This window comes from Bradyrhizobium retamae, from assembly GCF_001440415.1.
In the GTDB taxonomy this organism is placed as follows: domain Bacteria; phylum Pseudomonadota; class Alphaproteobacteria; order Rhizobiales; family Xanthobacteraceae; genus Bradyrhizobium; species Bradyrhizobium retamae.
Map to the genome: position 1 here is coordinate 195001 of NZ_LLYA01000002.1, position 12807 is coordinate 207807.

Below are 12807 nucleotides of genomic sequence, written 5' to 3' on the forward strand. Positions count from 1 at the left end.
GGAGTCTCGATTGATGTCCTTTCCTCCGGGTACTTAGATGTTTCAGTTCCCTGGGTTCGCTTAAAACCTCCTATGAATTCAGAGATTTCATACCTTCACTTGATAACTGGAAATCCAAAACCTCACGGCTTGGTCTCACACATTGCTGTACGAACCCCAAGATAGAGATCTTGGAGTTCCAGCTATCGAAGGTGGGTTTCCCCATTCGGAAATCCGTGGATCAAAGCTTCTTCGCAGCTCCCCACGGCTTATCGCAGCGTAGCACGTCCTTCATCGCCTCTCAGCGCCAAGGCATCCACCGAACACCCTTAAGGCACTTGATTGCTCTCATTATCAATGTCCACACACTCGGCAGAATGTTGTCTGCGCAACAGCCATTGAAGGCACGCATCCTCGATGAATGCGATTGCAACAGCCGGACACTGATTAGAAAGACCAGCTTGCTTCGTAAGATCGAACCGATAGCGAGGCGGTCAAGCTTCGCTAAAAAGATCATTCACAACCCGATCATCTTGCGATGAACGAGCGCCGAAATGACCTGGAGATTATGATTGAGAGCCCGCAAATTGCTTTGCAGATCCCAAACTCGGATCGATCTCCTCTTTACGATGTCAGATATCACGCATGACGCTATCCATCCGGACTGCGCATGCGAAGTGATGTTTCGCGGACGATTATTCGAGGCATTCCCGATCTTCGATTTCATCTGGTGGAGCCAGACGGGATCGAACCGACGACCTCATGCTTGCAAAGCACGCGCTCTCCCAGCTGAGCTATGGCCCCGTACCAGAAGACGAATGCTCCGCACTCGATCAAAGTGGTGGGCCTGGGAAGACTTGAACTTCCGACCTCACGCTTATCAAGCGCGCGCTCTAACCAACTGAGCTACAAGCCCCTAACACGAGGGACTCAAGCTCGCGCGCAATCGGCTCACGCCAATGCATCGCACAAGCGCCAAACCTTCGCACAGCGCTAAGCCCCTGGCGCGTGTTCGTCCGCGAAGAAAGAGAAACGAAGACGGCGAAATCCCGCCAATGCAGCTCAACAATCCTGACGATTGTTGGCCACTGATGTTTCTAAAACGATCCGATAGATAGCAAGCTATCTGAAGGATCATCCTTAGAAAGGAGGTGATCCAGCCGCAGGTTCCCCTACGGCTACCTTGTTACGACTTCACCCCAGTCGCTGACCCTACCGTGGCCGGCTGCCCCCTTTCGGTTAGCGCACCGTCTTCAGGTAAAACCAACTCCCATGGTGTGACGGGCGGTGTGTACAAGGCCCGGGAACGTATTCACCGTGGCGTGCTGATCCACGATTACTAGCGATTCCAACTTCATGGGCTCGAGTTGCAGAGCCCAATCCGAACTGAGACGGCTTTTTGAGATTTGCGAAGGGTCACCCCTTAGCATCCCATTGTCACCGCCATTGTAGCACGTGTGTAGCCCAGCCCGTAAGGGCCATGAGGACTTGACGTCATCCCCACCTTCCTCGCGGCTTATCACCGGCAGTCTCCTTAGAGTGCTCAACTAAATGGTAGCAACTAAGGACGGGGGTTGCGCTCGTTGCGGGACTTAACCCAACATCTCACGACACGAGCTGACGACAGCCATGCAGCACCTGTCTCCGGTCCAGCCGAACTGAAGGACCCCATCTCTGGGGCCCGCGACCGGGATGTCAAGGGCTGGTAAGGTTCTGCGCGTTGCGTCGAATTAAACCACATGCTCCACCGCTTGTGCGGGCCCCCGTCAATTCCTTTGAGTTTTAATCTTGCGACCGTACTCCCCAGGCGGAATGCTTAAAGCGTTAGCTGCGCCACTAGTGAGTAAACCCACTAACGGCTGGCATTCATCGTTTACGGCGTGGACTACCAGGGTATCTAATCCTGTTTGCTCCCCACGCTTTCGTGCCTCAGCGTCAGTATCGGGCCAGTGAGCCGCCTTCGCCACTGGTGTTCTTGCGAATATCTACGAATTTCACCTCTACACTCGCAGTTCCACTCACCTCTCCCGAACTCAAGATCTTCAGTATCAAAGGCAGTTCTGGAGTTGAGCTCCAGGATTTCACCCCTGACTTAAAGACCCGCCTACGCACCCTTTACGCCCAGTGATTCCGAGCAACGCTAGCCCCCTTCGTATTACCGCGGCTGCTGGCACGAAGTTAGCCGGGGCTTATTCTTGCGGTACCGTCATTATCTTCCCGCACAAAAGAGCTTTACAACCCTAGGGCCTTCATCACTCACGCGGCATGGCTGGATCAGGCTTGCGCCCATTGTCCAATATTCCCCACTGCTGCCTCCCGTAGGAGTTTGGGCCGTGTCTCAGTCCCAATGTGGCTGATCATCCTCTCAGACCAGCTACTGATCGTCGCCTTGGTGAGCCATTACCTCACCAACTAGCTAATCAGACGCGGGCCGATCTTTCGGCGATAAATCTTTCCCCGTAAGGGCTTATCCGGTATTAGCCCAAGTTTCCCTGGGTTGTTCCGAACCAAAAGGTACGTTCCCACGCGTTACTCACCCGTCTGCCGCTGACGTATTGCTACGCCCGCTCGACTTGCATGTGTTAAGCCTGCCGCCAGCGTTCGCTCTGAGCCAGGATCAAACTCTCAAGTTGGACTTGAAACCTTGAACCGGCTGATCACAACGTTTGACGAGGTCCCACCATATTTATCGCCCGCGATTCACATCGCTGACGACGATGGTGTAACCTTTAAAACGTGTACCGCCGAAGTCTTTCGTCCAGCCTCAACACTTCAATATTTGCGTATTCAAGTGATCGAGACTCGCAAGGACTCCGCCGTCCACGTTTCTCTTTCTTCATCTTCACTTGTCAAACAGCCCGGGACCACTTGGGATCCCACCCTTCCATCTCTGGAAGGTTCCGTAGCCACCCATCCGACGACAAATAACAACCGACTTGTATCGGCTGTTGAGTCACTCATCGTAATGAGGAGCTTACGGGGCGCGAATAGATGCCTTGGCCTCGGGGCCAATGCATCGCCGCGCTCAGTGGCCGGGTTATAGGCCCGCCCGATCGGGGTTGTCAACGCCCTTCGTCAACAAATTGTCGCATCACGTCGAAGAATTTTGGGACGCCAAGAAGTCCCTATGTTTCGGGCCTTTGGCCGCACTTGAGCCACAATCCTGCGACGTTCTGACTATAAGGTAAGCATTGAATCGCCGGATGCCAGTGGGGGCTGCCCGGTGTGTTCATCTACCCGGGACAGGCGATCTCGAGGAACCCGTCGCCTTTCCCACGCGGCCAGGAAACTTCGAGAGATCTGCTGACCATTGACGTTCGAGACTGCGGCCGGTCTTCTTCTGGCCTCTGATTCCCGAATTTCCATGCGTGCGGCAACGCCATGCTCCGGAATCGCTCCGTCAAATGGGCGGAAACGTGGGGTCTGGATCGGGCGAGGTCTTGTCGATGTCGATGGAATTTGGGGGGACACAGGGTTGAGCCAGAAGGCGCCACGCGGAAGCGGCTATGGACGCGAGATCGGGATCATTGATCTCGGTCACGAGCCGCCACTTTCCGTGGATGGCTCCGAAGCCGCGGTGATCGACCGCCGCCGTGTCTCTGTACAATGGTTCAGCGGCACTATCCTGACCGGTCTGTGCGGCGCAGCCCTCATCGGCGGCGCCGTTTTTGCGTCCCTCGACGGCGAAATGACCTTTGCCAAGGTGCCCGAGCGCGTCGAAGGCGCGTTGCGCGGGGCGTTCAGCGCCAATGACCGCACCGCCACCCTGCACAAGAGCGACCGCCTGCCGCCGCCCGGCGAATCCACCGCCTCGCGCAATGTGATGCGGGTATCGACGGTTACCCGCGTCGGGAACCGCGACGTGATGCGGGTGCGGCCATTCGTTCGCATCTCCGGCAATCTATCAATGACGACGAGCGATCTCGCCGCCAAGATCCCGCCGTTCAACGCGCAGCGCATGCTCACCGATGTCGGCAGCCCGACCCAGCCAGCTTCCGAGGATCCGAACAATCCCGAGGCGGTCGAACCCGACGCCGAGGTTTCCTTCGTGACCAAGGATCTCGCAACGGTGCTGCCGAAGGCGAAAGTCTCCGCCGTGGTCGCGCTGGACGAAGTCCTGATGCGGGTGCGGGATGCCGCGAATTGGCGCGGCTCGGGCGGCGTCCGCTACACGGCGCTTGCCAATGCCGCCGCCGACACCAGCGGCGTGCAGTCCGATCTCAAGCTCGCCTATGCCACCGAAGGCAACGTCTCCGATCCCTATGCCGGCTTTGAAACCCGCATCGTGCCGGAAAATGTCACCCTGCTGCCGAAGACCAAGGACCAGATCACCGGCGGCAACCCCACCGGCGAACGCGTTCACATCGTGAAGAAGGGCGACAGCGTCGCTTCGATCCTGCGCGACCAGGGCGCGACGCCCGATGAAGCCAGGGCGATCGCGTTGACCCTTGGCGCCCGTGGCCGCGACGGCGGCCTGAAGGAAGGCCAGAAGCTGCGCATCCTGATGGCGCCCTCGGGCCTCGGGCCCGCCGCCCGGCTGCAGCCCTATCGCGTGATCGTCGCCAACGACACCACCGTCGAAGCCGTGGCCGCGCTGTCTGACGTCGGCAAATATGTCGCGGTCGACGTGCAGAGCATGAATACCGTTTCCGAGGTCCCCGCCGGCAAAGATGACGACGATGACGACGAAGATGATGGCAGCGGCGTCCGGCTCTACCAGAGCATCTACGAGACCGCCATGCGCAACAAGGTGCCGGCCGCCGTGATCGAGGACATGGTCCGCATCTATTCCTACGACGTCGATTTCCAGCGCAAGGTGCAACCGGGCGACTCCTTCGACGTGTTCTTCGCCGGCGACGACGAAGCCACCCCCAGCACCGAAAAGACCGAGGTGCTGTTCGCTTCCCTCACCGTCGGCGGCGAGACCAAAAAATACTATCGCTTCCAGACCCCCGACGACTCCGTCGTCGATTTTTACGACGAGACCGGCAAGAGCGCGAAGAAGTTCCTGGTCCGCAAACCCGTCAACAACGCCATCATGCGGTCGGGCTTCGGCGGCCGCCGCCACCCGATCCTGGGCTTTACCAAGATGCACACCGGCGTGGACTGGGCGACGCCCTACGGCACGCCGATCTTCGCCTCCGGCAACGGTGTGGTCGAGAAGGTCGGCTGGGAAGGCGGCTACGGCAAATACGTTCGCCTGAAACACAATAACGGCTACGAGACCGCCTACGGCCACATGTCGGCGTTCGCCAAGGGCATGGAGCCCGGCAAGCGCGTGCGGCAGGGCCAGGTGATCGGCTTCGTCGGATCGACGGGCATGTCGACTGGCGCCCATGTCCACTACGAAATCCTGGTCAACGGCCGCTTCGTCGACCCGATGCGCGTCAAGCTGCCACGCGGCCGTTCGCTCGAAGGCTCAATGCTGGCGAACTTCGAAAAGGAGCGCGACCGTCTCGACGCCCAGATGAGCAACCGCGGCAACTCGGCGCGGGTTTCCGAAGCCACCGGCACCACGCCGCAGACGCGCCAGGTCAGCCGCTGAGCCTTCGATAATGTCTCTGCGAGACTGGCAGGGCTTTTCACGCCGCGTGCCGGATCTATGGCAGCGACCGCGCCCGACGGTTTCGTTTGCCAAACCTCCCGCCGCGACAAATACTGCCTCCATAAGAAAATCCGTGGGAGGTAGCGTCATGACGAGCAGGCTTGCACTCGCAGCGAGTGTCGCGGCGATCGCTTTTGGATGCGCGGCCGGCGCATCAGCGCAGACTTATGAGGTCACCAAGCTGGTTCCGGGCTCTGCGTTCCACGGCGTGCACGGATTAGGCATCGACAAGTCCGGCCGCGTGTTCGCCGGCAGCGTGGCGGGCGCCGCGCTCTATGAGGTGGATCGCGCGAGCGGCACGGCGAAGATTGCCGTCCCCTCCCCCGAAGGCATGTCCGACGACATTGCGTTTGCGCCCGACGGCACCATGGCATGGGCCGCCTTTCTCACCGGCGATCTCTATTCGCGCAAGGGCGATGGCCCGGTGAAGAAACTCGCCTCCGGCCTGCCCGGCATCAACTCGCTCGCCTTCCGCAAGGATGGGCGGCTGTACGCGACGCAGGTGTTTTTGGGCGATGCGCTCTATGAGATCGATGTCGAGGGCGCAAAACCGCCGCGCAAGATCATGGAGAAGATGGGCGGCCTCAACGGTTTTGAATTCGGACCGGACGACAGACTGTATGGTCCTCTGTGGTTCAAGGGCCAGATCGCCAGGGTCGACGTCGACAAGGCTGACCTCTCAGTGGTCGCCGACGGCTTCAAGATTCCGGCCGCGGTCAACTTCGATTCCAAGGGCAATCTCTGGGTGGTCGACACCGCGCTCGGCCAATTGGTGCGGGTCGATCCGAAGACCGGCGCGAAGAAGCTGGTAGCCCAGCTCAAGCCTTCGCTGGACAATCTCGCGATCGACGACAAGGACCGCATCTTCGTCTCCAACATGGCCGACAACGGCATCCAGGAAGTCGATTCCGAGACCGGCGCGGCAAAGCAGGTCATATCAGGCAAGCTGGCGCTGCCCGGCGGCATCGGCGTCGTCTCCGACGGGGCGAAGGATACGATCTACATCGCCGACGTATTCGCCTACCGCACCGTGGACGGCGCGACCGGCGAAGTCTCCGAGCCGGCGCGCATGCATGCCGACGGCGTGGCGCTGGAATATCCGATGAGCGCCACCGCCAAGGGCGACGACGTGCTGCTGTCGAGCTGGTTCACCGGCACGGTGCAACTGATCGACCGCAAGACCGGCAAGACCAAGGAGATGCTGCACGGCTTCAAGGCGCCGCACGACGCCGTCAAACTCGGTGACGGCTCTATCCTCGTCAGCGAGCTCGGCAGCAAATCGCTGGTCCGCGCCAGCGGCGAGCACGGCAAGGACCGTACCGTGGTGATCGGCAACCTTGAAGGCCCGATCGGCCTCGCGGCCGGATCAGGTGGCGCGGTCTATCTGACCGAAGCTTTTGCTGGACTGGTCTCGAAGGTCGAAGCCAACGGCGAGAAATCCGTGGTCGCCAAGGATCTGAAGGGCCCCGAGGGCATCGCGGTCGCGCCCGATGGCAAGCTGATCGTAGCCGAAGTCGGCGCCAAGCGGATTGTTCAGATCGACCCGAAGGACGGCGCCGTCACCGAGATCGCCGCCAACCTGCCGATCGGATTGCCGGCCGCGCCCGGCGGCCTGCCGAGCAACATTCCGACCGGCGTCGGCGTCGGAGCGACCGGTGTGATCTACTTCTCGTCGGATCTGGAGAACGCGATTTACAAGGTGGTGAGGAAGTAGGCGTGTTGCGCGGCGATTCGCATCGCAATTTTCTGAGACCCATTGCTCCGCAGGCGAACAGGGACGCTGCTCGTCCAGATAGATGCTGCCCCGGGGAAAACGCCGCCCCGAGAGGCAACTTTACGGCGCCGCGCGAGCGATGATCAGGAAGACGATTCCGATCGCCGTAAGTCCGAAGGCAACGGCGGCCAGCGGCAGCAGCATGTCGATTGCCGCCTGCGTGCCATGGATCTTGCTGTCCCAGACCGCGAAGTCGCCAATTCTCCAATCATGAAACGAGGTCTCGTCGCGGTGCGGTTGATGTGGCTTCGCGTGCCGCTTCCAGATCAGCGACAGCGACCACGGAAGCAGGACGGCAACCAGCAGCAATACGCTGATTATGGCCAACAGAAGCCCGATGTCATCCTGGCGGTCGAACAATATCCAGGCCGCTGCCGCAAACCACGCCACAAGCCCGACGGCGGCCCCATAGATGCTGGGGTGGATCTGCTCGAAGACGGGTCTGTTGTGTAGGACGATTTCTTTCGTCATCGGAGGGAACCCTGTCTCTGGGTTACTCTGGGCCGGTGCTCCCCGGCAGTAGCCGACGCCCATTACCTGCAAGGGCAATTGCAGCGCCGCCCCGCGGTTTCATTAATTTGCGTTCAGTCGCCGCCCCAATGGAACCTGAACGGCCGGTATCCAGTTGACTAACTGCCAAAATCTTCAATGGAGGATGCCATGGAGAATTGGAGCAACGCAAAATTGTGCGACGTCGCGAACCTGGTCCTCGGCGCGATACTGTTCTTTTCGCCCTGGATGTTCGGCTTTGACGCCGGAACGGTTTCCAACAACGCCTATGTCACAGGCCTGGTAATCGCGATCCTTGCGATAGCGGCGCTGGCAGCGTTCGCGGTGTGGGAGGAATGGCTGAACCTGATCGTCGGACTGTGGGCGCTGGTATCGCCTTGGGTACTGGGCTTCCAGGGGACCACGGCGATGACGGTGCACGTGTTGATCGGCGCTGCCGTGGCGGTGCTGGCGGCGATCGAAATCTGGATCATGACGCAACATCCGCCGCGGCTTACTACGGGCCGCTGAGGCACCTTGCCCACATACCGTCCGCCGCATGCTGGCGGCGGGCGGTTGTTGGCGCGACGTGAAGGGGATGAGCAGCAATGAACCGCATTACCCGGGACGACATCATCAAGGCAGTCAGCGGGGCTGACGAAGTCACGATCGCCCAGATCATCGGAACCGGCGCCACAGTAGATGAGCTGGCGGAGGCTCAAGCCTGGATGGCCAACGACGAGCCGATGCTGAATGCAGGCCGGCCGCTGGCGACCGGCCGGGTCCGCGAACTCGTGGATATACTGACGGAACTCGAGCCCGAGGACGATGATCCCGGTGAACCGGGGCCTGTCGTCAGTTCAACGGAATGACGCAGCCACAAGCTCCTTAGCCAAAAGCCCCGAACGTTGCGTGTTCGGGGCTTTTGCGTTGGTGGGCGCCTCAATTCAGCTTGCGCTTCGGCACCGGCGCTTCGAACTGGGCGATCTCGGCGGTTTGCGCGGCCTTGCCGTTGAAGGTCAACACGTTGCCTTCGCTCGAAATCACGACGAGGTCGCCGTCGGCAACCTCGCCGGCGAGGATCATCTCGGCCAACGGGTCCTGCAGGTTGCGCTGGATCACCCGCTTCAGGGGCCGCGCGCCATAGGCGGGATCCCAGCCCTTGGCGGCCAGCCAGTCGCGCGCCGCTGCATCCAATGTCAGCGTGATCTTGCGATCCTCCAGCAGCCTCTGCAGGCGAGCGAACTGGATCTCGACGATCCGGCCCATCTCGCTCTTCTGCAAGCGGTGGAACAGGGTGATCTCGTCGACGCGGTTGAGGAATTCGGGCCGGAAATGCGCCCGCACCATCCCCATCACCTGTTCGCGCACCGCCATTGTGTCCTCGCCTTCCGGCTGGTTCACCAAAAACTCCGAACCGAGGTTCGAGGTCATGATGATCAGAGTATTACGGAAGTCGACGGTGCGCCCTTGGCCGTCGGTCAGCCGGCCGTCGTCGAGCACCTGCAGCAGCACATTGAAGACGTCGGGGTGGGCTTTTTCGATCTCGTCGAACAGCACCACCTGATAGGGCCGCCGCCGCACCGCTTCAGTGAGCGCGCCGCCCTCGTCATAGCCGACATAGCCGGGAGGCGCGCCGATCAGCCGCGACACCGAGTGCTTTTCCATGAACTCGGACATGTCGAGGCGGACCATCGCGGTCTCGTCGTTGAACAGGTACTCCGCCAGCGCCTTCGTCAGTTCGGTCTTGCCGACGCCGGTCGGGCCCAAGAACATGAACGAGCCCATCGGACGGTTCGGGTCCTGCAGGCCGGCGCGCGATCGGCGCACGGCAGTTGCCACCGCACGCACGGCTTCGGCCTGGCCGACCACGCGCTTGCCGAGGCTATCCTCCATTTTCAGGAGCTTGTCCCTTTCGCCTTCCAGCATCTTGTCGACGGGAACGCCGGTCCAGCGCGACACCACCTGCGCGATGTGATTGGCGGTTACCGCCTCCTCCATCATCTCGCCCACGTCTTCCTTGGCTTCGATTTCGGCGAGCTTCTTTTCGATTTCGGGAATTCGGCCATAGGCGAGCTCACCCGCACGCTGGAATTCGCCGCGGCGCTGGGCATTGGCGAGTTCGATGCGCAAGGTGTCGAGTTCGCTCTTCAGCTTCTGCGCGTTCGACAGCTTATTCTTCTCCGCACTCCATCGCGAAGTCAGGTCGGCCGATTGCTTCTCGAGTTCAGCCAGTTCCTTTTCCAGTGTCTGCAGGCGGGTTTTCGAGCCGAGATCGGTTTCCTTCTTAAGGGCCTCCTGCTCGATCTTCAGCCGGATGATTTCCCGGTCCATCAAATCGAGCTCTTCCGGCTTGGAATCGACCTGCATCTTCAGCCGCGCCGAGGCCTCGTCCACGAGGTCGATGGCCTTGTCGGGCAGGAAACGATCGGTGATGTAGCGGTTCGACAGCGTGGTCGCGGCGACAAGCGCGGAATCGGTGATGCGAACGCCGTGGTGCTGCTCGTATTTGTCCTTCAGCCCGCGCAGGATCGAAATCGTATCCTCGACCGTGGGCTCGGAGACGAAGATCGGCTGGAAGCGCCGCGCCAGGGCCGCGTCCTTCTCGACATGCTTGCGATATTCGTCGAGCGTCGTCGCGCCGATGCAGTGCAGCTCGCCGCGCGCCAATGCCGGCTTCAACAAGTTGGACGCATCCATCGCGCCCTCCGCCTTGCCGGCGCCGACCAGCGTATGCATCTCGTCGATAAACAGGACGATTGAGCCCTCGGCCGCGGTGACTTCCTGCAGGACGGCCTTCAGCCGCTCCTCGAACTCGCCGCGATACTTGGCGCCCGCAATCAGCGCCCCCATGTCGAGCACCAGCAGCTTCTTGTCTTTCAGGCTCTCCGGCACGTCGCCGTTGAGGATGCGCAGCGCCAAGCCTTCGACGATCGCGGTCTTGCCGACGCCGGGTTCGCCGATCAGCACCGGATTGTTCTTGGTGCGGCGGGAAAGCACCTGGATGGTGCGGCGAATTTCCTCGTCCCGGCCAATGACCGGGTCGAGCTTGCCGTCGCGCGCGGCTTGCGTGAGATCGCGGGCATATTTCTTCAGCGCGTCATAGGCGTTTTCGGCCGATGCGCTATCGGCTGTACGGCCCTTGCGCAGCGATTCGATTGCCGCATTGAGGTTTTGCGGCGTGACGCCGCCCTTGCTCAGAATGGTACCGGCCTCGCCGCTCTTCTCGAGCGTCAGCCCCAGCAGCAGCCGCTCGACCGTGACAAAGCTGTCGCCGGCCTTCTCGGCCGCCTTTTCCGCCGCGTCGAAGGCGCGCGCCATATCTGGGGCAAGATAGATCTGCCCGGCGCCGCTGCCCGAAACCTTCGGCAGCTTCTTCAGCGCGTCCTCGGTTGCCTTGAGGATGGCGCGGGAATTACCGCCAGCGCGGTCGATCAGCGCGCCGGCCAGTCCCTCGCTGTCGTCCAGCAACACTTTCAGCACATGCAGCGTGGAGAACTGCTGGTGCCCATCGCGCATGGCGAGCGATTGCGCAGACTGGATGAAGCCGCGCGCCCGCTCAGTGTATTTTTCAATATTCATCTTTTGCTTCCCTCGGCATGCCGCTCCCACCCGGGGCGCGATCAGCAAAAGTGGGAACTGGTTTTGCGTCCGATCGCGCCCCATTTATGTTTGGCGCGTGACCTTGACGCGAAACCGCACACACTTGCGCGGGTCGCGCGCGTGGCATGATTGCGGCATCTTCATTGGGTATCCGCGAACCGCATTGACATTCCTCAACCGGCCGCAGTCGTCGCCCGCTTTTCAGGCTTGTCCCGAATGTGGGCATCTTGGGGAAAAACGGAAGAGGCCCACTCACAAATTCGGGAACGGTTGGCGAAAGCCGAAGGAATCTCTTAATAAGCCGGATGGACGCCATCTCCCCCGCCCGGATCGCCGGGATTTACCGTTACCCCGTCAAAGGCCTGACCCCGGAGCAGCTCGACCGCGCCGAGCTCAAGCCCGGGCAAACCCTTTTGGCTGACCGCCGCTACGCCATCGAGAACGGCCCCTCCGGTTTCGATCCGGCGGAGCCGAAATGGCTGCCGAAGCCGCACTTCCTGATGCTGATGCGGGATGAGTGGCTGGCCGGCCTGCACACTCATTTCGACGACGCGAGCAACGTCCTCTCGATCCGCCGGAACGGCCAGAGTGCAGCCCAGGGCAATTTGGCGACCGCCGACGGCCGGCGGACAATCGAGAACTTCTTTGCCACCGCCTTTGCCGGCCAGATCAAGGGCCCGCCAAAGGTGCTGGAAAGCCCCGGTCACAGTTTTTCGGATGTCGCCCGCAAGGTCGTTTCGATCATCAACCTCGCCAGCGTCCGCGCCATCGAGGACATCGTCGGCGCCCCCGTTCATCCGCTTCGCTTTCGCGCCAATCTCTATGTCGAGGGCTGGCCGGCCTGGCACGAATTCGACCTGCTCGACCGGACGCTTGCGATCGGCGACATCAGGCTGAAGGTGGTGAAGCGCATCGTCCGCTGCGCCGCCGTCAATGTCGATCCCGATACGGCCGAGCGCGATCTCGCGATTCCCCCGGCGCTGCAGCGCCAACTCGGCCACGGCGATTGCGGAATCTATGCCGAGGTGATCACCGGCGGCAGCATCAGCACCGGCGATGCGATCGCGGCGGAGCAGGCGGAGTTGTTGTAGGGTTTCTGCCGTCATTGCACGTGCTGAAGCAGCACGACGATCGGAATATGAGGCCGCGATCTCGCGGCGCATTGCGTCCGAGGTTTGCTATCAACTTCCCGCCCTCTTGTTTAGAGGGCGCAGGGAAGACCGGGTGCGCGCCGCACCCGCGGTCTCGTGTGCAAAGTGCGCAAAAGAAAACGCACACGAGCATACAGGTACAGCGGGAGCATCCCGGCCTTCCCTGCGCAATGGCTTTACGGCTTACTTCGTACTCTCCCCGGAGA

Annotated in this window: 7 protein-coding genes, 2 tRNA genes and 2 rRNA genes (1 of these 11 only partly in view); 5 read left to right on the forward strand and 6 right to left on the reverse strand. The window is 61.0% G+C overall.

The window, feature by feature from the left end:
• The 4 genes from CQ13_RS03305 to CQ13_RS03320 form a co-directional block, all read right to left on the reverse strand.
• Nucleotides 1-323, reverse strand: a 23S ribosomal RNA gene (locus tag CQ13_RS03305); it reaches 2521 nt to the left of the window's first position.
• Between the two features lie 384 nt (nucleotides 324-707).
• Nucleotides 708-783, reverse strand: a tRNA-Ala gene (locus tag CQ13_RS03310).
• A 35-nt stretch (nucleotides 784-818) separates the two neighbouring features.
• Nucleotides 819-895: transfer RNA gene (locus CQ13_RS03315), tRNA-Ile, on the reverse strand.
• A 228-nt stretch (nucleotides 896-1123) separates the two neighbouring features.
• Nucleotides 1124-2612, reverse strand: a 16S ribosomal RNA gene (locus tag CQ13_RS03320).
• Together the 16S and 23S rRNA genes with 2 tRNA genes alongside form the textbook arrangement of a ribosomal RNA operon.
• Nucleotides 2613-3454: 842 nt before the next feature.
• On the opposite strand from CQ13_RS03320, the gene CQ13_RS03325 reads away from it, so the two are divergent.
• Both CQ13_RS03325 and CQ13_RS03330 read left to right on the forward strand, forming a co-directional pair.
• The gene (locus CQ13_RS03325) at nucleotides 3455-5524 is read left to right on the forward strand and encodes a M23 family metallopeptidase (protein ID WP_057841588.1); all 2070 of its coding nucleotides are present in this window, start codon (nucleotides 3455-3457) and stop codon (nucleotides 5522-5524) included.
• A gap of 148 nt (nucleotides 5525-5672) precedes the next feature.
• Nucleotides 5673-7298: a hypothetical protein gene (locus CQ13_RS03330; protein ID WP_057841589.1), complete on the forward strand. Its 1626-nt coding sequence runs from the start codon at nucleotides 5673-5675 to the stop codon at nucleotides 7296-7298.
• Between the two features lie 120 nt (nucleotides 7299-7418).
• Here CQ13_RS03330 and CQ13_RS03335 read toward each other — a convergent pair whose 3' ends face one another.
• Nucleotides 7419-7829 (reverse strand): hypothetical protein, encoded by a 411-nt coding sequence (locus CQ13_RS03335; protein ID WP_057841590.1) that lies wholly within the window; start codon nucleotides 7827-7829, stop codon nucleotides 7419-7421.
• Nucleotides 7830-8018: 189 nt separating this feature from the next.
• Between CQ13_RS03335 and CQ13_RS03340 the strand changes: the two genes are divergently transcribed.
• Both CQ13_RS03340 and CQ13_RS03345 read left to right on the forward strand, forming a co-directional pair.
• Nucleotides 8019-8378, forward strand: coding sequence for an SPW repeat protein (locus CQ13_RS03340; RefSeq protein ID WP_057841617.1), 360 nt, complete (start codon nucleotides 8019-8021; stop codon nucleotides 8376-8378).
• A gap of 77 nt (nucleotides 8379-8455) precedes the next feature.
• Nucleotides 8456-8719 carry a hypothetical protein gene (locus tag CQ13_RS03345; protein ID WP_057841591.1) on the forward strand — a complete coding sequence of 88 codons (264 nt, stop codon included), beginning with the start codon at nucleotides 8456-8458 and terminating at the stop codon, nucleotides 8717-8719.
• A gap of 70 nt (nucleotides 8720-8789) precedes the next feature.
• On the opposite strand, the gene clpB is transcribed toward CQ13_RS03345, so the two are convergent.
• Complete coding sequence (clpB, locus tag CQ13_RS03350; protein WP_057841618.1) at nucleotides 8790-11429, reverse strand: ATP-dependent chaperone ClpB; 2640 nt, start codon at nucleotides 11427-11429, stop codon at nucleotides 8790-8792.
• Nucleotides 11430-11755: 326 nt separating this feature from the next.
• Between clpB and CQ13_RS03355 the strand changes: the two genes are divergently transcribed.
• Nucleotides 11756-12541 (forward strand): MOSC domain-containing protein, encoded by a 786-nt coding sequence (locus tag CQ13_RS03355; protein ID WP_057841592.1) that lies wholly within the window; start codon nucleotides 11756-11758, stop codon nucleotides 12539-12541.
• Nucleotides 12542-12807 lie beyond the last annotated feature (266 nt).

Excerpts from the sequence above, each read along its gene's own strand:
- CQ13_RS03330 (WP_057841589.1), top strand. The coding sequence starts at position 5,673 with ATGACGAGCAGGCTTGCACTCGCAGCGAGTGTCGCGGCGATCGCTTTT.
- CQ13_RS03335 (WP_057841590.1), bottom strand. The coding sequence starts at position 7,829 with ATGACGAAAGAAATCGTCCTACACAACAGACCCGTCTTCGAGCAGATC.
- CQ13_RS03340 (WP_057841617.1), top strand. The coding sequence starts at position 8,019 with ATGGAGAATTGGAGCAACGCAAAATTGTGCGACGTCGCGAACCTGGTC.
- CQ13_RS03345 (WP_057841591.1), top strand. The coding sequence starts at position 8,456 with ATGAACCGCATTACCCGGGACGACATCATCAAGGCAGTCAGCGGGGCT.
- clpB (WP_057841618.1), bottom strand. The coding sequence starts at position 11,429 with ATGAATATTGAAAAATACACTGAGCGGGCGCGCGGCTTCATCCAGTCT.
- CQ13_RS03355 (WP_057841592.1), top strand. The coding sequence starts at position 11,756 with ATGGACGCCATCTCCCCCGCCCGGATCGCCGGGATTTACCGTTACCCC.